Annotated in this window: 17 protein-coding genes; 7 read left to right on the top strand and 10 right to left on the bottom strand. The window is 58.7% G+C overall.

The genetic code is table 11. The annotated features are described in order from the left end of the window. Positions 1–99 precede the first annotated feature (99 nt). From IB272_RS14390 to IB272_RS14410, 5 genes are all read right to left on the bottom strand, one after another. Positions 100–1158 carry a response regulator gene (locus IB272_RS14390; RefSeq protein WP_192358061.1) on the bottom strand — a complete coding sequence of 353 codons (1059 nt, stop codon included), beginning with the start codon at positions 1156–1158 and terminating at the stop codon, positions 100–102. Positions 1159–1166: 8 nt separating this feature from the next. Beyond that, positions 1167–1733 (bottom strand): chemotaxis protein CheB, encoded by a 567-nt coding sequence (locus IB272_RS14395; protein ID WP_034794885.1) that lies wholly within the window; start codon positions 1731–1733, stop codon positions 1167–1169. Continuing rightward, entirely contained in the window at positions 1730–2569 is an 840-nt protein-coding gene (locus tag IB272_RS14400) for a CheR family methyltransferase (RefSeq protein WP_034794888.1), read from the bottom strand. Before IB272_RS14400 ends, IB272_RS14395 begins: the two co-directional genes overlap by 4 nt. Next, the gene (locus IB272_RS14405; protein ID WP_051659320.1) at positions 2566–6012 is read right to left on the bottom strand and encodes a response regulator; all 3447 of its coding nucleotides are present in this window, start codon (positions 6010–6012) and stop codon (positions 2566–2568) included. The genes IB272_RS14400 and IB272_RS14405 overlap by 4 nt, the downstream gene beginning before the upstream one ends. Before the next feature lie 377 nt (positions 6013–6389). Next, positions 6390–7415 carry a PAS domain S-box protein gene (locus IB272_RS14410; protein ID WP_082573053.1) on the bottom strand — a complete coding sequence of 342 codons (1026 nt, stop codon included), beginning with the start codon at positions 7413–7415 and terminating at the stop codon, positions 6390–6392. Positions 7416–7730: 315 nt separating this feature from the next. Between IB272_RS14410 and IB272_RS14415 the strand changes: the two genes are divergently transcribed. From IB272_RS14415 to IB272_RS14445, 7 genes are all read left to right on the top strand, one after another. Then, on the top strand, positions 7731–8588 hold the full coding sequence (locus tag IB272_RS14415) for a TIGR02587 family membrane protein (protein WP_060608044.1): 858 nt from the start codon (positions 7731–7733) through the stop codon (positions 8586–8588). Between the two features lie 8 nt (positions 8589–8596). Beyond that, the gene (locus tag IB272_RS14420) at positions 8597–9004 is read left to right on the top strand and encodes a TIGR02588 family protein (protein WP_034794896.1); all 408 of its coding nucleotides are present in this window, start codon (positions 8597–8599) and stop codon (positions 9002–9004) included. Positions 9005–9085: 81 nt separating this feature from the next. After that, positions 9086–9538 (top strand): pyridoxamine 5'-phosphate oxidase family protein, encoded by a 453-nt coding sequence (locus IB272_RS14425; protein ID WP_034794899.1) that lies wholly within the window; start codon positions 9086–9088, stop codon positions 9536–9538. Positions 9539–9783: 245 nt separating this feature from the next. Then, entirely contained in the window at positions 9784–10035 is a 252-nt protein-coding gene (locus IB272_RS14430; RefSeq protein ID WP_034794901.1) for a hypothetical protein, read from the top strand. A gap of 169 nt (positions 10036–10204) precedes the next feature. Further along, a complete protein-coding gene (locus IB272_RS14435) occupies positions 10205–10525 on the top strand; it encodes a PepSY domain-containing protein (protein WP_060530546.1) in 321 nt (106 codons plus the stop codon). A gap of 21 nt (positions 10526–10546) precedes the next feature. Then, positions 10547–11146: a general stress protein gene (locus IB272_RS14440; protein WP_060530547.1), complete on the top strand. Its 600-nt coding sequence runs from the start codon at positions 10547–10549 to the stop codon at positions 11144–11146. Between the two features lie 246 nt (positions 11147–11392). Then, a complete protein-coding gene (locus tag IB272_RS14445) occupies positions 11393–11599 on the top strand; it encodes a CsbD family protein (protein WP_034803410.1) in 207 nt (68 codons plus the stop codon). Between the two features lie 77 nt (positions 11600–11676). Here the strand turns inward: IB272_RS14445 and IB272_RS14450 are convergent, their stop codons facing one another. The 5 genes from IB272_RS14450 to IB272_RS34905 form a co-directional block, all read right to left on the bottom strand. After that, positions 11677–12897 (bottom strand): FAD-binding oxidoreductase, encoded by a 1221-nt coding sequence (locus IB272_RS14450; protein ID WP_192444505.1) that lies wholly within the window; start codon positions 12895–12897, stop codon positions 11677–11679. A 180-nt stretch (positions 12898–13077) separates the two neighbouring features. Beyond that, positions 13078–13713 (bottom strand): BA14K family protein, encoded by a 636-nt coding sequence (locus tag IB272_RS14455; protein WP_113554079.1) that lies wholly within the window; start codon positions 13711–13713, stop codon positions 13078–13080. Positions 13714–14040: 327 nt separating this feature from the next. Further along, entirely contained in the window at positions 14041–16185 is a 2145-nt protein-coding gene (locus IB272_RS14460; RefSeq protein ID WP_192444506.1) for a response regulator, read from the bottom strand. Next, the gene (locus tag IB272_RS14465; protein WP_234824499.1) at positions 16178–18778 is read right to left on the bottom strand and encodes an HWE histidine kinase domain-containing protein; all 2601 of its coding nucleotides are present in this window, start codon (positions 18776–18778) and stop codon (positions 16178–16180) included. The genes IB272_RS14460 and IB272_RS14465 overlap by 8 nt, the downstream gene beginning before the upstream one ends. Further along, positions 18765–19319, bottom strand: a complete 555-nt coding sequence (locus IB272_RS34905; protein WP_244546832.1) for a biliverdin-producing heme oxygenase — start codon at positions 19317–19319, stop codon at positions 18765–18767. Before IB272_RS34905 ends, IB272_RS14465 begins: the two co-directional genes overlap by 14 nt. Positions 19320–19678 lie beyond the last annotated feature (359 nt).

Below are 19678 nucleotides of genomic sequence, written 5' to 3' on the forward strand. Positions count from 1 at the left end.
AACCGGGAATGGGCACTAACCCCGGTAAACTGCTCGATTAGCAGCTTTATGCCAGCACACCACAAACAAAAGTGCGTCAAGCGTCCTTGCGGGGACCGATCAGTTTTTTAAACTAGCTAGCGGGATGCGGAGCGCCAGACGAAGCCCATCTGTCCGCCAATTTCGCGCCAGCGATCCGTTCAATCCCAAGATTGCCGCTTTCTCCAACGTTGTTCCAAATCCCGTCCTTTCGGAGCTCTGGGACAACGGATGTGATCCGTGTTCACTCCACTTGACGTGAAGTTCTTCGTCGAAAGTCGAAAGGTCGATGCTCAATTGCCCCGCAGGGCCGGAAAGGGCACCATACTTGACAGCGTTGGTGGTCAGTTCGTGCAGAAGGAGCGCCATTGACGTCAGTGCCTTGTCGCCGAGGGGAGCGTCCGTTCCGGAGATCAGGATTCGAGAGCCGTGAGCGTGGTCGTGTGGCGCAACGATCGCCTTCAACAGAGCCACAACCGTCGTCGCAATATCTCCGCGATCGTCCTCCCCGACAAGGTCGGGCAGCGTAAGTTCGTGGGCGCGAGACAGTGCGTGTAGCCGCGACCGTAGATCAGCCTCTAGATCGGAAACGGTTGTGGCTTGCCTGGCGCTCACCGAGATCAACCCGGCGGTGAGGCTGAACAGGTTCTTGATGCGGTGATTGATTTCCCGCAGCAGAATATCCTTGTGCTCTGCTGCCTGCTTAAGCGCCTGCGCCTGGGCAGCGAGTTCATCTCGTTGAGCGGCGAGTTGCTGCCTTTGCCGGTACAGTTCGAAGAACACGTCGACTTTGCTTGACAGAACGTCCGGTTCAATCGGCTTTTGGATGAAGTCCACCGCGCCAGCCTCGTAGCCGCGAAAACGGCGTCGGCCGTCTGCAATACCCGCCGTCACAAAGATGATGGGAATGTGTCGCGTGCGTTCGTTGCCGCGCATCAACTCGGCAAGTTCGAAACCGTCCAGACCCGGCATCTGAACGTCGACAAGCGCGAGCGCCACGTCTTGTCGAAGCAGGATCTCAAGCGCCTGATCGCCGGACCGCGCCTTCATGAGAAGGCGATCGTCTCGGCGGAGCAGTGCCTCCAGCGATATGAGATTTTCCTCGAGGTCATCGACCAGTAGAAACGGGACGGGCTCCATAGTTGTTCTCAGACCTCTTTCAAGTATTCGGCAATGGCATCGAGCGACAGGACGAGGGCGCTCGGGCATGATTGGATTGCAGCTTCCGGCATGGCGCGAGCGTGAGCGCCTTCGGGGTTTTGCACGATCACCGTTCCGCCTGCATTGTGGACAGCCGCCAGGCCGTCTGCCCCATCTCGGTTGGCGCCGGTCAGGACAATCGCGATAAGATCCGGCCCGAAGGCATCGGCAGCACTTTCGAAAAGTATGTCGATTGACGGGCGGGAGAAGAGGACAGGCTCATCAGAGGAAAGGGACAGGTTCCTGTCCGTTTCAACGAGCAGATGATAGTCCGGCGGTGCAAAATAGATCGTGCCGGCCTCGAGCGACTGTTTGTCCTCGGCCTCCTCGACAGGCAACCGGCACTTTGCACGAAACAGGTCGACCATAAGGCTCGGCCTGTCGGATGGAACGTGAACGACCACGATCACGGGCAACGGGAAGCTTCGCGGCAACGCCGGCAGGATTGCCGAAAGTGCTTCGACAGCCCCCGCCGAAGCGCCAATGATCACCGCTTGAGCTTTTGCTGGCGTCATTCGACACGCCTTTGGTAGATCTTCTCCTCACGCACGAAATCCGTGAACGCATCGGCATGAAGGGAAAAGCGCAAATTCTCCTTGGCGCCGAGCCCGAGGAAACCTTTGCGAGCGAGCGAGTCCTTGAAAAGACCCACCGCGCGGTCCTGAAGCGCGCGGTCGAAGTAAATCATGACGTTTCGGCACGATATGAGGTGCATTTCTGCAAAAACGGCGTCGGTCACCAGGCTGTGATCCGAAAACACGACATGGCGGCGCAAGGTCTTATCGAACAGCGCCTTGCCGTATGCCGCCTGATAGTAGTCCGACAACGATGATTTTCCACCCGATTTGCGATGGTTCTCGGTGAAAAGCTGTATCCTGTCGAGTGCATAGACGCCGGCCTCGGCCGCCTCCAGCGCTTCATGACTGATGTCAGTGGCATAGAAGATCGTTCGATCTTCGAGGCCTTCTTCGCGAAACAGGATAACCAGCGAATAAAGCTCCTCGCCGCTGCTGCAGCCAGCAATCCACACCTTCAAGGAAGGGTAGGTCCTCAAGTGGGGAACGACCTTTTCCCGGATCGCCTGGAAGTAACTCGGATCGCGAAACATCTCGCTCACTTGGACGGTCAGAAAACGCAGCAATTGCGGCAGCATTGCCTGATCGTGCAGAAGTCCCTCCTGCATCGCCGAGAAAGTATCGAACCCCAGTTGTTCGCGCGCCTTTTTCAGGCGGCGCTTGATCGAGGCCATCGCATAGTTGCGAAAGTCATAGTGGTATTTGAGAAACAGTGCTTCCAGCAGCAACCGGATTTCGATGTCTTCTACCTTTTCAACGGCGGTGGCTTCGCTCATTTGGGCATCCATACACGCACCAGCGACAGCAGCCTGTCGACGTCCAGCGGCTTGGCCATGTAATCATTCGCCCCAGCCTCAATGCAGCGCTCCTGATCGTCCGGCATTGCCTTGGCGGTCAGCGCAATGATCGGCAACTTCTTCCAAGTCGGGTTCCTTCGGATTTCAGCGGTCGCGACCAAACCATCCATCACAGGCATCATGACGTCCATCAGCACGAGCTCAATCGGGCGCCCGGGGCCAGATGAAGCTTTTTCGAGAACCTCCAGTGCCTCGCGGCCGTTGCGCGCGATCTCGACGATCGCACCGCGCGGTTCAAGAATGTTGGTTAGCGCGTAGACGTTTCGGATATCATCTTCCACCACGAGAATGCGACGCCCCTCCAACAGCGCATCGCGGTTGCGCGCCTTGCGGATCATCTTTTGCTGTTCGTCCGGCAGTTCCGATATCACCTGATGCAGGAACAGGCTCACTTCATCGAGCAGTCGCTCGGGGGATTTTGCCCCCTTGATGATGATCGACTTCGAGAAGCGCCTCAACTTCTGCTCGTCATCCGCCGAGAGTTCGCGTCCAGTATAGACGATGACAGGCGGGAAGGCATAAGCGCTCTGTGAGCTCAACGTCTCCAGCAACGAATATCCCGACGCGTCAGGCAACGACAGGTCAAGCACCATGCAGTCGAAAGTCTGGTGCTTCAGGAGGTCAAGGCATTCGGCGGCGGTGCTGGCGGTCACCGTCTCGACGTCCTGCGTGCCGATCAGTTTTGCCACCGCTTCGCGCTGCACCGGATCGTCCTCGACGACCAGGACGCGATGCATTTGTTTCGTAAACCGCGCCTCGAGCTTTTGCAGAACCTTCAACAGTTCTTCTCGATTGACGGGCTTGATGGCATAACCGGCAGCCCCGAGAGAGTAGGCACTCTCGGCGTGATCGCTCCCCGACACGACATGGATCGGGATATGACGGGTCAAGACATCATGCTTCAGCCGGTCGAGGACGGCGAGGCCCGATTGGTCCGGCAACCCTATATCGAGCACGACGGCGCTTGGCATGAATTCCTTCGCAAGCAAAAGCGCCTCTTCGGCGGTTGCCGCGACAATTGCCTGGAAGCCCATTTCCCGCGACAGATCACGCACGATGCCGGCAAAAGTGTCATCATCTTCGATTACCAGCAGCACGCGTTTTGTATTTGTCAGAACATCTCGGTCGTCGTCGATCCGGCGGATCGGCCTGGGCGTAACCGTACCTGCCTTTTGCGCCGTGACCGTCGTTGCGAGCGTTCCTGGACTTGGCGCAAGAGCTGTCGGCTTGGCCACATCGAACCGTTCCCCGATGGTAACGGTAAACGTACTACCCCGTCCCGCCTGGCTTTGAAGCACGATCGTTCCGCCCAAAAGCCGCGCCAGTTGCCGAGAGATGGAAAGGCCGAGCCCGGTGCCGCCATACTTACGGCTGATTGTGCCATCGGCCTGGTGGAAGGCATCGAAGATCGCCCGCTGATGTTCCTGTGCAATTCCGATTCCGGTGTCGCTGACGGAGAAGCTAACCTTGCCCTCGCCAACCGAACCAATCACCAAGGTGACCTTGCCGGTCTCGGTGAACTTGATCGCATTTGAAAGCAAGTTCTTGAGAATTTGTTCAAGCCGCAACGGATCGGTCTCGATAGTGAGCGGACATTCCTCAGCAAGTTCAACGGAAAACCCGAGTTTCTTCTCGGTCGCCAGCGGCAGAAACACCTGACGAAGGTTGCCGGCCAGTCGCTCGAGCGAAACGGTTTCCGGCCGGATTTCGACATGCCCGGCCTCGATCTTGGAGAGATCGAGAATATCGTTGATCAGGTTCAAGAGATCATTGCCCGAGGATTGGATCGTCTTGGCAAACTTCACCTGCTCCTCAGTCAGGTTTTCGTCGGGATTGTCCGCAAGCAGCTTGGCCAAAATCAAGGAAGAGTTCAGCGGCGTGCGCAACTCGTGGGACATATTGGCAAGGAAGTCGGATTTGTATTGGCTTGCCTGCTCTAGTTCCTTCGCCTTGGCCGATATCGATACGTTCGCGCGCTCCAGCTCGTCGCGCTGAGCCTCAAGCCGCTGGGCTTGTGTTTCCAGCTGAGCATTGGTCTGCTCAAGTTCAATTTGCTGCTGCTCGAGGTGCGCCTGAGATTCCTTCAGCGCCCGCCCCTGCTCTTCAAGCTCTTCGTTTGAAACGCGCAGCTCCTCGCTTTGCGTTTGCAACTCTTCGGACTGCCGTTGCGTTTCCTCCAGCAGGTCGTGAAGCTGGCCGCGATAGGTCGCTGCCTTCACGGCAATCGCGATAGCCTCCGATGCGCGGTCAAGAAAGGTGACGATCGTCTCGTCGATTGGCCCAAGAAAGCCGAGCTCGATCACCGAATTCACTGAACCATCGACCTTTCCGGTCTGGATCGCGAGATGGCGTGGTTTGTCCATTCCAAGCCCGGAACCGAAGGCCAGGTAACCATCCGGGACATCGTCGACGACGATTGAACCCCCTTCCGCAACCGCTTGACCCAAGAGGCCTTCGCGGGGTCGAACCGTCATTGGCAAGTTCGCCTCGGGCGGAACGCCACGACTACAAGCCCGCTGGAACGAACCATCACCGCGAATGAAGATCGCACCGGCAATGGCGCCTGCGTAAGGCGCCAGGAAGTCGAGAATACTTTTGCTCAGCTGCTCGATCGACTGATCGCCCATCATCGCCGACGCCAACCCGACCTGACCAGCCTGAAGCCATTCATCCCTTCGGCGGACGATCGTGGCCTTGCGAATGAGGAGGGCGATTGCTGCGGTCAAAGCAATTCCGAGAAGACCAGAAAGCAGAGTGCTGAGCCGCGCAGTCTTCTGCGCATTCTCCATTTCGGCCAATCGATCAAGGCGCACTTCCAGCTCAGCGCCCGACATGGCCGCAATCTGCGCGCGGACGGCATCCATTTCGATCTTGCCGCGATCGGAGTTTACCATCGCAATCGCCGCCTCAAGACCGTCGGCCCGTCTCCGATCGATGGTCGCCCCGAGTTCCGCGAGCTTGGCGTCCACATGTTGCCTGAGAGCCACCAGCCGCTGACTTTGGCCCGGATTGCTCGCAGTCAGTTGACCGATCTGATCGAGTTTTGGCCGAATGGCGCGAACTGCCGCGTTGTAGGGGGCAAGGTAGCCCCCACTATTGGTCAACAAAAACCCACGCTGACCGGTCTCGGCATCCTGAACAAGCGACAGCAGTTCGTCGAGAGAAACAATGGCAACGTGGGTTTGTACAATCCTCTCGTTGCCCCGTTGCAGGGCCTCCAGGTTGAGATAGGCAACGACGCTGCTTGCGACAAAAAAGAAGAGGGTGCCTGCCAGGCCGAGGGCCACGCCCGCTTCTAGGCCCAAAAGCGCGCGGAACGAGCGCGAACTCAAGCTCGATCTTCTGGTTGCGGTGGCGGACATTCAGACTCCGAGGAAAGAGCAAGCATTGAGTGGAAACAGCGACCGTGTGCTGACGGTGCGTGGCTGGATTGCGAAGACGTTCTGGTTCAGCGGCGGTTCCTGCCGAAGTCGGAATTCGACCAGCCCTGACGGATTCGCGCTGATTCTATGTTGCATTATCAAACCTGCCCGCCGAAGCGTACAAACTTTTGAAATAACAGGCCGTTTGTTCACCCGTCTGCCCCCAAAACCTTTCCCGCTAAACCGCGGAATGCTGAATTTGCGAGCTCTAACTATGGCTCCCTCGTTCTTTTTCCATCTCCCTGCCGCCACCTCATTCTCGCCAGGCACCGCCTGTCACATTTTGGTGACAGTGCACAGTGGTCACTGCAGTGATTTCACAGAGAGAAGCGCGGCCACTCCAGGAAGCGGTCCGCGGGCCCGACCAACCGCCACCGGGCAAATCCGTCTCCGTGGGCGGATTCCACCTTGGCGTTTAGGGCCTGCGGCACTGTCCTCTTTAGCACGACCGCGCCAAAACCCGAGCGCGGCAACTGATAGTCGCGACCTTCAGGGCCAGGGTGCTCATCCCAAGACATCGAAAAGGCAAGGCCTGCCGGGGAAGTGGCCAGCGCCCAGGTAATTGAAATCGTGCCGGCACGCGACCGCAATACGCCGCCCTTTGACGAATGAAGGGCTAACTCGTGGATCGCCATCCCAAGATTTTCGATTGCAGCTGGGGCAAGCGCGATGCCCGGGCCAGAAATCTGACAGAACGCTTCAGCATGAAACGCTGCGATCTGCTTTTCGACCAGGCCTCTTAGATCTGTTGCTTGCCAATCTGCCGACGCAATCAGGTCGTGGGATGCCGAAAGGGCCCATATGCGGTTTTCAAGGTCCTTCTGGAAAACCGCAGGTTCCGTTTCTTCGCTCCTGCTCTGCCGGATCATCGAAAGAATGATGGCATAGTGGTTCTTGACCCGGTGGTTGACCTCCCGCAGCAGCAGGCGAATTCGCCTTTCACGGTCCTTTGCGGATGTGATGTCGCGCGCAACCTTGGATGCTCCGATGATGCGGCCCTTGGAGTTGCGGATCGGGGAGATCGTCAGCGAAACGGTTACAAAGCTGCCGTCCTTGCGCTGCCTGACGGTTTCGAACGGTTCAATCCTTTCACCTTTGCGCAGGCGCTGCAGCAGATCTCGCTCTTCGTCGTGAAGATGAGTGGGTATGATCGTCAGGATTGATCGCCCGACCATCTCCTCGGCTGAGTAGCCGAACATGCGTTCGGCTGCGCCGTTCCAGGTTCGCACGGTACCATCGAGATCCTTGCTGACGATGGCGTCGAAGGACGACTCCACAATGGCCGCAAGCCTCGCTCGCAAGATATCTTCACTCCCCGCCTTGTCGAAAGAACCCAAGGGCATAGCTTACTGCTCCAACTTCACGAACATTCCCTTTCCCAAGGGCTACCAACCCCGTGGAAAGACGTGGACGTTGTTATTGTTCCAATGCCCTGAGCAACGAAAGCATGAGCGCTACGCGCCGGTCGCGATCACCGGAGTGCGGACGGCTGAACGGGTTCGATGTGCACTTGATCGATGCAAGCAAGGAAACGCCGACATTGAGGGGCTGGACCGGCCGGCTGGACATCAGGAACTTGCGCTGTCTCTCGACGTTACCTCTGTCAGAGAAATGCTGCCGCGTCCTTGCGAGGCCGACAGCAACCTTGAGAGGGAAAGATGACCAAGGGCGGGACGCGGGCCGATTTTGACCATGGCCGCTTCGCGAAGGGCCTCGCACGCGGCTTCGCCGGCGCGTTGCTTTTTGCGCTGCCTATGTTCCTCACGATGGAAATGTGGGAACTCGGCCTCTACATCGACCGCGACCGGCTGCTTATTTTGCTTGTGGTCAACATTCCGCTGCTTGTCCTCCTTGCGCGTCGGATCGGCTTTGAAAATGTATCGACGTGGCGCGAAGCGCTGCGAGACGCAAGCATTGCATACTGCCTGGGTATCGCGGCGAGTGTCTTTGTTCTTTTCATGATTGGCGTCCTAAAAATTGGCCAGGCCCTGCCGGAAGTGCTTGGAATGATCGCCATTCAGGCGGTCCCAGCCAGCATTGGCGCCTTGCTCGGCCGCAGCGAACTGGGGACACGAACCGAAAGCGGCGAGGACGAGAAGGATCCGATCGGCGAGACGCGGGGCGATGGTTACGGTGGCGAACTTTTTATGATGGTCGTTGGGGCTCTGTTTCTCGGTCTCAACGTCGCCCCAACCGAAGAAATGATCCTGATATCCTTTAAGATGTCGCTGTGGCACGCCATTGCCGCAATCTTGGCGTCGATCCTGCTGATGCATGGCTTCGTCTACGCCCTGTCTTTCATAGGCGGCCATGAACTCGATGAGAACACACCTGGCTGGCATGCCCTTATCCGCTTCACAACGCCGGGTTACGTCATCGCATTCGCGATCAGCCTCTATTGCCTATGGACGTTTCATCGGCTGGACGGCCTCGATCCAACACAAGCGATTGTCGCCACGGCTGTCCTCGCCTTCCCGAGCGCAATCGGCGCAGCCGCAGCGCGCCTCATTCTGTAGGTAACGTGATGGCAAAGACCCCGAAACCAGGCTCCGTTGAAAATCGTCGAGCGCATTGGATCGAATGGACGACCGGTGCGGTTTCCACGATCCTGATCACGGCGCTTATTGGCTGGATCAGCTATCAGGCTGCAACCCAGGCCGATGGGCCTCCGGACCTCTCGGTGACGATCGTCAGCAGCGCGGGGAGTGCTGGCGGATATCTGGTCATGTTCGATGTTAACAATGCAGCCGACCGAACGGCGGCCGCCGTCGTCGTACGTGGCGAAATCACCGACAACGATAATGTCATAGAGACCGCGGAGATCACGCTTGACTACGTGCCTGCGCGATCGAAGGCGCGGGGTGGACTGATCTTTCGCAACGATCCTGCAGGTCGCTCCCGTGTTTCCGCGACCGGTTTCAGCGAACCGTGACCGACGACGTGCGCCAGGGCGGTGTCAAGGAACCTGTTTGTGCTCTCGCGGTTAGGACCTGAACGCCAACGGGAGTGCACGATGACTTTGACGCTCAACGACATCTCCAACGAACTGAAGAATATCGACTTCGGCATGCTTTCGACAAAGAAGGCAGACGGAACCATCTCCAGTCGACCAATGAGCAACAATGGCGACGTGGACTATAGGGGGGACACCTGGTTCTTTTGCTTTGAGCAGTCACAAAAAATCACCGAGATCAAGGCAGATCCGAAGGTAGCCCTGACTTACACCGCTCGTCCGAGCCTTCTCGGCAAACCCGGTATTTTCATTGCAATCCAAGGGAATGCTTCGCTCGTGGGTGACAAGCAGACGTTTGCCGAGCATTGGATGAGCGAGCTTGAAAGATGGTTTCCCCAAGGCGTGGACACCCCCGGTCTTTTAATGATCAAGGTTCACGCGTCGAAAGTCACCTACTGGGATGGCGATGAGACGGGGAGCATCTTCGCCCCTGACGACCACCCACAAGACTAGCGCGCAAAGCCCTCCGTCCTATGCACCGGCACCCGCGCTCGCTGTTCACTCCCAAGGCGGCCAAAAGCCCATAAAAAGCGCACATCTAGACCCACAGCTGCACGCGCTCCTAACGCACCAAACGCTTGGATGTTCCTTGAAAAAACTTCGCTTTTCGGCCCGCTATCAACGGAACAGAACGACCCGTTTTGCCGTTCAATCGCGGTGAACGCCGGTGTCGTATCGGCCCAATGGAGAACATACAAATGCTGAAACGGATTGCTACTTTCGCCCTCATCGCGGCATTTGCCAGCCCCGCTCTGGCACAGCAAAAGGTCGTTTGCGATGAAGCTTCAATCGCTAAGGCCGAACAGCAAGTCGCGCAAATCTCCGACGGCGCAAAAAAGATCGAGTCCACCAAGGAACTCACCATGGCGAGAGATGCCATGATGGCGAACGACATGGAGAAATGCACGTCGCATCTCGACAATGCCATCAAGGGCATGGACGCCATGTAGAGTCCGTCTGAAGGGAGCATTGATGCTGAAGCGCAGTGTTCCCTCAGTCTGCTGCATATAATCCATCATGCTGCTCACCGGGTCGAAACGAACGGAGATGTGGCTCTTATGATCTCAAATTTTTCCTCCGGATGCCCGCATCTCGAGGATCGAAACGAGGAACAAAATCATGAAAAATATCCTGCTCGCCGCGGTCTTCCTCGGCGTATCGAGTTTGGGCGCGCTCGCGCAGACCGCCACACCTCCCGCTACGGCAGATGGTGATACGCCTGCCGTGGCAACACCAGACACCACCAATCCAACAGCGCCCGTCGCCGGCGCCAACAGTTTCACTGAAGAACAGGCCAAGGATCGCCTTACTGACGCCGGCTACACCGATGTGACCGGTCTAAAGCTCGACGACAAGGGCGTCTGGCGCGCAACTGCCTCGAAGGACGGCAAATCCATGCAGGTCGCGCTCGACTACCAGGGCAACATTGTTGCCAACTAACTCCAGAACGAGGAAATCCCCATGAAAACCGTTAGTGGACTTTTTGACGACTATTCGGACGCCCGCGCCGCTGTGTCAGCCCTTGAAGATCGCGGCGTGCCGTCGGACGACATCAGCATCGTTTCCAACAATGTTGGGGATCGGTACGGCACTGCAAACGAAAGCAACGCGGCTGAAGGCGCTGGGACAGGCGCCGGTGTCGGCGCTGCGGTCGGTGGCATTGGCGGCCTTTTGACTGGCCTTGGGGTCATGGCCATCCCGGGTGTCGGTCCGGTGGTCGCAGCCGGTTGGCTTGCCGCGACCGCGGCGGGTGCTGCCGCCGGCGCGGTAGCAGGTGGTGCCGCCGGCGGGATTATCGGAGCGATGACGGATTCGGGCGTTCCGGAAGAACATGCCCATGTCTATGCGGAAGGCGTACGGCGCGGTGGCGCGGTCGTCACGGCACGGGTCGACGACGCGCTCCAGGCGGATGCCGAAGCGATCCTACGCCGCGGTAGCTGGGTCGACCCGGTGCAGCGTCGAGCTTCTTATTCCGAGCAGGGCTGGCGGCGCTTTGATCCGACGCTCGCTCCCTATACTCCCGATGAGGTTGAACAGGAGCGGCGGCGCTACAGGCGCTGATGTCCCCAAGGCGTCTTCTCGGGTCCTAAATTCATCCGTTGCCGGCATACCGGCATAATGCCGCTGGCAACGGATAAGCATTGCCTAAACCAACGAGGCAGGGCCTGCAGTCGGCTAAACTGTCTCGAGGTTCATAGAGCCGGGCCCGACAAACAGCACCATCATTCGTCTCAACAAATAACGGAACAAGTGCGTAGCTCACTCGTTCAAGAAATGTACCTGAAATAGCAATGGAGCGTCCCCAAAATGGATTGGAACCGTGTTGAAGGCAACTGGAAGCAGATTAAGGGTAAGGTCAAGGAGCAGTGGGGCAAACTCACCGACGATGACCTCGACCAGATCAACGGTAAACGCGAGCAACTCGAAGGCAAGATCCAGGAGCGTTATGGATATGCCAAGGATCAGGCGAGGAAAGATATCGACGACTGGTATTCAAACCAGCGTTTCCATTGATCCAAAGCTACCTCCACTCTTTATCTTCAAAGGCCGCCGTTCCGGCGGCCTTTCTGCTTGCTGCCTGGCTTCAAAGCTCAGCGAAAGGCAAACAATTCGCTATCTGGGTCGCGGTAGCCCAAAATCTCTGACGACACGATCTCCGCAGCGATCTGGCTGTAGGTAATGCCATTGCCCCCATAACCCATCACAGCATAGACATTCTCCAGCCCCGGAACGTTTCCGATAAGCGGCAATCCGTCACAGGTAATGCCAAAAGGCGCGGCCCAAAGATAATCCGGTTCGCCGATTGGTATTTCCAGGAGCGCCGACAGCTTTGCGCGCAAGATCTGGGATTTGGCTCTAAGCTTGATAGGGTCCGCAAATGCGGTGGCGCTTTCTTCGTCCTCCCCTCCAACAATCAGGCGACCATCCTTGGTCGAGCGAAAATAGAGGTATGGATCGGATGCCTCCCAAAGAACATAGTTCTTTAGCCAGTCAGGCCGTGGATGGTGCGGCTTAGTCGCAAGCGCCCAGGTGGATACCATCCGATGGCCTTGGTGGGCCACGACGTCGAGAAACTCGTAGCCCGTGCAAAACACAACGTGCTTGGCCAGTATGATTTCGCCTGTCGAGGTCGCAGCGGCGTTCCATCCTTCAACGCTGCGTACGTCGGTAATCTCCGTGTCGCCTATGAGCGAAACACCGTCCCTCTGGGCTTTGCGCCACAAGCCGGCTGTCAATTGCGCCGGATTTGCGGCTGCAGAAATATCGGACTCGATTGCCGCAGTCCGATTGAGACCGAACTCTTCGCGCAAGCAAGCAGACTTGAGAAACCTTGCTGAAATGCCAGCGGCCTGCCGCGCGTCGATTTCCAAGCGAAGCGCGCGGGCACCATAGGCATTGCCGGACAGATAAAGAGACTTCTTTTGTTCAAAGCCACAGTCGATTCCAAGACTGTCGATGAGCGTGATCAGTGTTTCCACTGCTCTTGCGGAGCGTTGCCATGCGCGCCGCGCCTTGTCCTGCCCAATCATCGTGGTGAGCTGGTGGAGCGGCACATCGATCTCGTGCTGGATCATCGCAGTGCTCGCCAAAGTGCTGCCTTGTACCGGCCAGCGTCGGTCGACGACGAGAATTTTCATGTCTCGCTTGGCAAGGGACCACGCCATCAGCGCCCCTCCGATGCCGGCGCCGACGATCAACACATCGACTTTGTCAACGGAGATGCGACTTTGCGCGACAACCTTGATATGACGCGTGTTGGACCACAGTGGCCGATTGGACCGCAATTTGCGCTTTCGCGTGATTTTCTCCAACTCTTTGCATCTCCATGTTCCGGTAGAGGTTGGATAGCCGGACGAACGCTCATTCTTCCGCTTTACTCTCGCTATCCATCGGGATCGCGATCCCTTGAATGCCTCAGCCGTCGCAACGCACGCCCGGGAGAGGCCGGTGCCGCCGAAGAATGTTCGTGCCGCAGTTGACTTGCGGGCTGCTCATCGCCCCGACACGGGCCGCACGCTGTTGCTCGCTTCGAGGCGCGCATCTTGGGATGGATAAAGGCAGTGCCTTCGAGGGCCGTTGTAGGGCTGGTAGGTGTTGTCATCGGCTCGATACGACTGATAGCGGACGGTACACGAGACGGTACGCGATTCGGCCGTCGCGTAGCCCACGAACCGCCGATCGATTTGCGCCGTCCGGTCTTTGTGGATCGGGTACATGACCGCGTAAGGCGACTGGCACGTTCGTATTTGTCCACCGTATGAGCGGTACGCGTTGGTTTCGGGGTTATAGGACCGGTAGCGGCTTGAGCACCAATCGCGGTGGGCTGTCGAGAGGCCGGTATGGGAGGTCACCAAGGTTGGAGCGGTGAGTGCCAGACGCCCCGATGTTCGCTTCGCCGAAACCGGGTTCGTGACGTAAGTGGAATAGACGGGCGGCAAACGCTGGTAGTTCTGCTGGCTCCGGTCGATCCGGACCGGTGTTGCGGTCCAAAGATCTGGAGCCGAAGCCGACTTCAGCAGAGGAGGTTCGGTGGGCTTGGCCAGCACGAGTGAGGCGACGGACGCAGCCGCGGCGCTGGCGCAAACGGACAATGCGATGCCAAATGCCAGCGATCCGATCGCTTTCATGGTTTTGCTCCTCTGCCCGTCACTGGGAATGCCTTTTGGTATCAGCGCGAAATCGAAAGCGATTGAATTTCCAACGAAAACGCCTTGCCGCGACGACCGTCGTCGCCGACAGCTAAATGCGGAGGTTGATTTTTTGTTCCCCTTACGGGCTTTGGTCGGACGGAAATTCAGACCAAGGGCGTAGCTTGACCAGAACGAGGGTTATCGAGCACTTCGAAACTCCTGAAAAGAGCGCGGACTTGCAGATTGCCCGGTGGTCCCGTCAGCTGAGCGCAGTTGGCTGTCCATCGGCGAAATGCAGCAAGCCTGGCGCGCCAGACCCAGTTGTCATTGGCGGATCAAGCTTTCGACCCGCCGCGCCAGCACGTCAGCTGTGAAGGGTTTGGTGACCACTTCCATGCCATGGTCGAGGTGCCCGTGGTTGAGTACTGCGTTCTCCGCATACCCTGTGACGAAGAGTACGTTAAGACCGGGACGCTGGACGCGCACCGCATCCGCAAGCTGCCGTCCGTTCATGCCGTTCGGCAGCCCGACGTCGGTAACCAGAAGATCGATTGTGGGGCGTGCATCAAGCATTTTAAGGGCGGAAGGGCCGTCGCTCGCCTCCAGCACTTCGTAGCCCAGCTCTTCGAGAATTTCGACCGCGACCATCCTGACCAGGGGTTCGTCGTCCACGACTAGGATGGTGTGAACTCCGGTCGCTGCAGGCGCGGGCCCCGCGTCGGCTGGTATGTCGGAGCTATGATCTTCGGCCGCGTGGCGGGGCAAATAAATGCAGATCATCGTGCCCTTGCCCACTTCGGAGTATATGCGCACGGCACCACCGGATTGGCCGGCAAAACCGTAGACCATGGAAAGGCCAAGCCCCGTCCCCTGTCCGATCGGCTTCGTCGTGAAAAACGGATCAAAGGCGCGGGCGACCACATCCGGCGACATGCCCGTACCGGTGTCGCTGACGCACAAGGAGACATATTGCCCCGGCGGCAATCCACGTTGGGCCGCAGCGCGTTCGTCGAGCCACCGATTGCCGGTCTCGATCGTCAAGCGTCCACCATCCGGCATCGCGTCGCGAGCGTTGATGCAAAGATTGAGCAGAGCGTTCTCGAGCTGGCCAACATCGACGAAGGCCGTCCACAGCCCTCCTGCTCCGACAGTCTCGACCGCCACCCCAGGACCGACGCTTCGGCTGATCAGATCTTGCATACCCGCGACGATGCGATTGATGTCCGACGGCTTCGGATCGAGCGTCTGCCTGCGGGAAAAGGCAAGGAGGCGCTGAGTTAGGCCCGCGGCCCGCTTCACCGCCCCTTGTGCTCCCGTCATATAACGGTCGATCTCACCCACACGGCCCTGGGCGAGCCGAGTTTTCATCAGATCAAGGCTGCCGCTGATGCCGGCGAGGATGTTGTTGAAGTCGTGCGCCAGGCCCCCGGTTAGTTGCCCGACAGCCTCCATCTTCTGCGCCTGCCGCAGGGCGTCTTCCGCCTGGACAAGGGCTGCGGTGCGTTCCTCTACCCGTTGCTCTAGCGTTTCGTTGAGCGTGCGGAGGGCCGCAAGGGCATGGTCACGTTCGGCTTCGACCGCGCGCCGCTCCTCGATATCGATCAGGACACCCGGAAATTTAAGCGCAACACCGTCACTGCTGCATTCCACGCGACCGTTCGCCTCGAGCCAGCGATACCTCCCGTCCTCGCGACGCGTCCTGTATTGGTGGGCATAGGCTCCGCCTTTTGCCAGGGCCTCTCGGACCGAGGCCGTCACTCGTTCCTGATCGTCGGGATGAACGGCGCCGACGATATCGGCAAGGCGCAGGCCTGAGCGCCCTTGCTGCGGATCGAACCCAAACGCGGTCGCAAAAGCTTCGTCGACCGTAAAGCGATCGGTAGGCACGTCCCACAGCCACGTGCCGATGATCGCCCCTGCGGCCATCGCCATTTGCACACGCTGTATGTTATCGCGCGCGTGGCTTTCGCTCTCGCGTAGCGCCGCTTCGGCCTTCTTCCTCTCGGTTACGTCGCGAAATAGGACCGCCACCTGGCGCAGGCCTGCCGGCTCGATGCGGGTGGCCGAAACTTCGATATGCCTGGCGACTGATTTGAACTCCTGCTCGAAGCGCACTGGTTTGCCGGTGCGCAACACGCTGCCATAGACGTCCAACCAGACATCCGCGTTGCCGGGTTCAATCTCCCGAAGCCGTTTGCCGACGATGTCCGAGATGCCTGTATGCCGGCCATAGCCGGAATTTGCTTCAAGGTGTACGTAATCGCTGAGCGGACCATGTGGTCCGTCGATGAAGCCAATAATGCAGAAACCATCGTCGATCGCCTCGAAAAGGGCTCGATAGCGTGCCTCTCGCGCGTCGTCGTCGCTGGCGTTATGGACCTTCAGCGCGGCGCCTCCCTGCGACAGGGCCCTCAGCCTCAGGATCTCGTCTTCGAGTTGCTCGCGAGACAGCGACTTGATGTCAGACATCGATTTCGGTCTTTCCCTTCGTCGTTCCTGTCACTGCCCTTTGCGCGTCTCTGGACAGGGTCTCGTCCCACAGCAGTGAAAGCGCTCCGACGATGGCATTTCTGCTGTAGGGTTTGCGCACGATCGGCACGCCGATAAGGTCCGGCGGCAGTTCTGCTCCCTCGCCATAGCCTGTAGCAAAAACGAATGGAGTGCCTCTGCGCATGAGTTCGCCGGCGATCCCGAACGAATTGGTCTGCCCGAGATTGATATCGAGAATCGCCAGTTCCGGAGCAGTCCTCTCGATATGTGCCATGGCCTGCTGCACGGAGCTCGCCGTCGAAACCTCCGAGAACCCTTCGTCCGACAGCATCGCTTCGAGATCAAGCGCTATGAGCATCTGATCCTCAACGATCAGAACCCTGGGGTTTGCACGGCCAAGGCCGCTTTGTTCGGGAGCGGCGGTACCGACCGTATATGTTTCCATTGTCGGACCTAACGCGGTGAGTTTGACGTGTGGGGAGGGGATGCTGAACTCTGCCTCAAGCCCCGATGGTTCGAAGCGGACGGAGCTGCGCCCATGAAGATCGTAGGGGACGCTGCGCTCGATGAGGGCACTACCGAATCCCCTGCGTAACGGCAGAGTGACGAGTGGACCGTTTCGCTCGCGCCAGGAGACGTCGCAATCGGAGCCGGTCATCGTCCAGCGCACCTCTACTTCGCCAGCCGTCACCGAAAGCGCTCCGTATTTGGCGGCGTTGGTCGCGAGCTCGTGAAACACCAGCGCCATTACCGAAAAAGCGCGGCTGTCGAGCCAGACGGCAGGACCTTCGAGCGTAATTGTCGACAGATTTGTCCGGTAAGGCTGGAGTTCGGCCTCCAGGAGATCCGCCAGGATCCCGCCGCCATCTCCGCGCACGACCTGGTCATGCGCGATTGCGAGCGCCTCGATGCGACCCTGCAGCGTCGAAACATATTCTTCGAGCGATTTCTTGTGCTGTTGGGGGCTTGTCACCAGAGATTTGATGACGGCGAGGATGTTCTTGACGCGGTGGCTAAGCTCCTGGTTCAGCATCCGCTGCCGAACCTCGGACTTGCGGCGCTCGCCCGCCATCAGCTCGTTGTGTCGCAGCACCACCTCGACGATCGCGACCCGGACGATCTCGGCGATTTCCCGCTCGGCCTCCGACCAGGGCTGCGCCTGCGCCTGGACTGTCTCCTTCCAGATCGCAAAGCTCTTGCGTGGTGTGAGACGGTCGCCGAGTGGACCTGCCTCATAGGTCTTTTCAGGATTGCCGGCCCAGTTGAGGGTCTGGACCAGTTCTTTGCGAAAAAACACCAGGCAATCCGAGCCGGTTTGCGAAAGGGGAATGGCGAGAACGCCCGAAAGCCGCTCGCTGTAGGCCGATGCCTCCGGGAACTTCTGTGACAGGGCATGTGTCGCCCAAACGCGCCCTTCGCTGACGGTGCGGATGAAGTCCAGAAGAGCGGCTCTTTCTTCGTCCGGCGGAGCGGTGCCGATCCCCGCCCATTTGCCATCGACCATGACGCCGATGCCGTCGTTTGCCAGCAACTGCGAGAATTCACGCAGGCTTTGGCGCAACAGCTCACCCACATCCTCGTGATGGGAGGACAAAATGAGAAAACGGTCGAGCGCTTCGCGTGTGCCGGCGACGGCCGCAACCCGGCGACGTTCCTTCAGAGATTTCAGGTGCAGCGAGAAAAATTCGCCGAACACTTCAAGCGCAACGCGTTGAGCCATCGGCAGGGCGCGCGGCGAATAATGGTGGCAGGCGATCAACCCCCAGAGCTGGCCGTCCAGAACAACCGAAATCGACATCGACGCGGCGACGCCCATGTTGCGCAAGTATTCGCAATGGATGGGCGAAACGCTGCGCAAGTGCGCGAAACTGAGGTCCAATGGTTCGCCGGATCCGTCCAGAACCGGCTCGACCGGGACGCGCGCACCGCTCGCGTCCGAAATGACGCGAATGGTGTTCTTGAGATAAAGTGCGCGGGCCTGCTGGGGGATATCGCTTGCTGGAAAATACTGGCCCAGAAAACTCTCAAGATCGGCGCGTTTCGCTTCGCTGACGACCTTGCCTGATCCGTCCTGCTCAAAGCGGTAGATCATCACGCGGTCATAGCCGATGGTACCGGCAACGATCCGGCACGCGCGCTGCACGAGACGGTCGACGTCGGTGATGTCCTTGATACGGCCAATCATCTCGCGCGCGATATGCAAGGGCTGACCGATCGACGGCGCCGGCTCGAACTCAATGATGACGGCCGACTTGTGAAGGTGGACGGCAATGTCGAACACGCGGTCGCCAAAAGCGACATCGAGCAAAAGGGCCGGTCGTGAGGCCGCTCCCGCGGCCGCAAGCGCATTGCGCAGATCATGCAACAACTTTGGGCCGAGCACGTCGACAAGAGGCCGCCCAAGGAGGCTGCCCTCCCAGGCGAGCATCTTCGCAGCGTTTGCCGATATGCGTTCGATCGTCGTGAACCCGACATTGCACGCCAGAAGACAACCGTGCGGTTGGATGCTCCCGGGGATATGAATGGGCTCCCTGTCGCAAGTCTCGAGGGTGACGGGTTCAACTGGCGACAAGATATGTACTTTCAAAGCAAGTTTGGGCGAGAGCAAACACGGCGTTCGCCGTGACGGCAGACCGAACGACGTCAAAATCGCGGGTTCGTTCGAGGAGCGACAGGAAGGACGGCCATCGGGTCGTGTCGTTCGCCATCGAAGCAAGGTGCTTCGCGCCGAAGGTTTCATCGAAACCAAGCTTCAACGCCCTCTGACGCAAGACCCGCGCACCGAGAGACGACCCTTCCACCACGTAGAGGGCACCGAGCAGCGCGCTTGGGTCGGAAAGATCGAAATCAGGCCGAATGCGGCGCGCCGGTGCCAAGCCGAGATCGCACGCGTCCTGAGCAAGCAGCTCTGCAACCCCTGATGGTCGCCAATTCCAGCCTTCAGGCCAAGAGACGTTCCTCAGCGCTTCGTCCATTGTCGCACGAAACGGCAACACGCGCGCTACGTACCGGCGATAGTCCTCGATAGTGCTGAGCTCGCCGACCGCCGCGTCTACCCGCTGATGTGCATCCCGCGTCCTATTCCTCAATTCAACGCGTTCACTTCCGCGCATGCATTTTCCGCCTAATCATAAAATACGACCCGTTCTGTGGCACGTGGCCGAGGCAGGCCCCAGACTAAAATCGCTTCAAGAACTAGGGCATGGCCACGATTGCGACAAGGCAATCGCGTTCTGTTTTTGGAGATGAGAGTGAAGGGCACGGCGCTCGAACATCCAAGGCTGAAAAACGGCTTTCAACGAAACGGCCGCGCAGGCATGGGAAAATCCTATGATCGAGCGGTTCTATTGATGCACCCCGCAAGCGATCCAGGATCTCTCCGGATCGTGTGTAAGATGGCTCCCTCCTTGGGGACCGTCTTTTTTCAGCCACGTCTTTTCGAGTGCGCTGCACCGTCGCAGAAAGCAGGTGG

It is taken from the genome of Ensifer sp. ENS08, from assembly GCF_014852195.1.
Taxonomy (GTDB): Bacteria; Pseudomonadota; Alphaproteobacteria; order Rhizobiales; family Rhizobiaceae; genus Ensifer; species Ensifer adhaerens.

Bases quoted from the DNA above. Each gene is read 5' to 3' on its own strand.
- IB272_RS14435 (WP_060530546.1), top strand. From the start codon at position 10,205: ATGAAAAATATCCTGCTCGCCGCGGTCTTCCTCGGCGTATCGAGTTTG.
- IB272_RS14430 (WP_034794901.1), top strand. From the start codon at position 9,784: ATGCTGAAACGGATTGCTACTTTCGCCCTCATCGCGGCATTTGCCAGC.
- IB272_RS14400 (WP_034794888.1), bottom strand. From the start codon at position 2,569: ATGAGCGAAGCCACCGCCGTTGAAAAGGTAGAAGACATCGAAATCCGG.
- IB272_RS14425 (WP_034794899.1), top strand. From the start codon at position 9,086: ATGACTTTGACGCTCAACGACATCTCCAACGAACTGAAGAATATCGAC.
- IB272_RS14410 (WP_082573053.1), bottom strand. From the start codon at position 7,415: ATGCCCTTGGGTTCTTTCGACAAGGCGGGGAGTGAAGATATCTTGCGA.
- IB272_RS14440 (WP_060530547.1), top strand. From the start codon at position 10,547: ATGAAAACCGTTAGTGGACTTTTTGACGACTATTCGGACGCCCGCGCC.
- IB272_RS14445 (WP_034803410.1), top strand. From the start codon at position 11,393: ATGGATTGGAACCGTGTTGAAGGCAACTGGAAGCAGATTAAGGGTAAG.
- IB272_RS14460 (WP_192444506.1), bottom strand. From the start codon at position 16,185: ATGTCTGACATCAAGTCGCTGTCTCGCGAGCAACTCGAAGACGAGATC.
- IB272_RS14395 (WP_034794885.1), bottom strand. From the start codon at position 1,733: ATGACGCCAGCAAAAGCTCAAGCGGTGATCATTGGCGCTTCGGCGGGG.
- IB272_RS34905 (WP_244546832.1), bottom strand. From the start codon at position 19,319: ATGCGCGGAAGTGAACGCGTTGAATTGAGGAATAGGACGCGGGATGCA.
- IB272_RS14390 (WP_192358061.1), bottom strand. From the start codon at position 1,158: ATGGAGCCCGTCCCGTTTCTACTGGTCGATGACCTCGAGGAAAATCTC.
- IB272_RS14420 (WP_034794896.1), top strand. From the start codon at position 8,597: ATGGCAAAGACCCCGAAACCAGGCTCCGTTGAAAATCGTCGAGCGCAT.
- IB272_RS14415 (WP_060608044.1), top strand. From the start codon at position 7,731: ATGACCAAGGGCGGGACGCGGGCCGATTTTGACCATGGCCGCTTCGCG.
- IB272_RS14455 (WP_113554079.1), bottom strand. From the start codon at position 13,713: ATGAAAGCGATCGGATCGCTGGCATTTGGCATCGCATTGTCCGTTTGC.
- IB272_RS14405 (WP_051659320.1), bottom strand. From the start codon at position 6,012: ATGTCCGCCACCGCAACCAGAAGATCGAGCTTGAGTTCGCGCTCGTTC.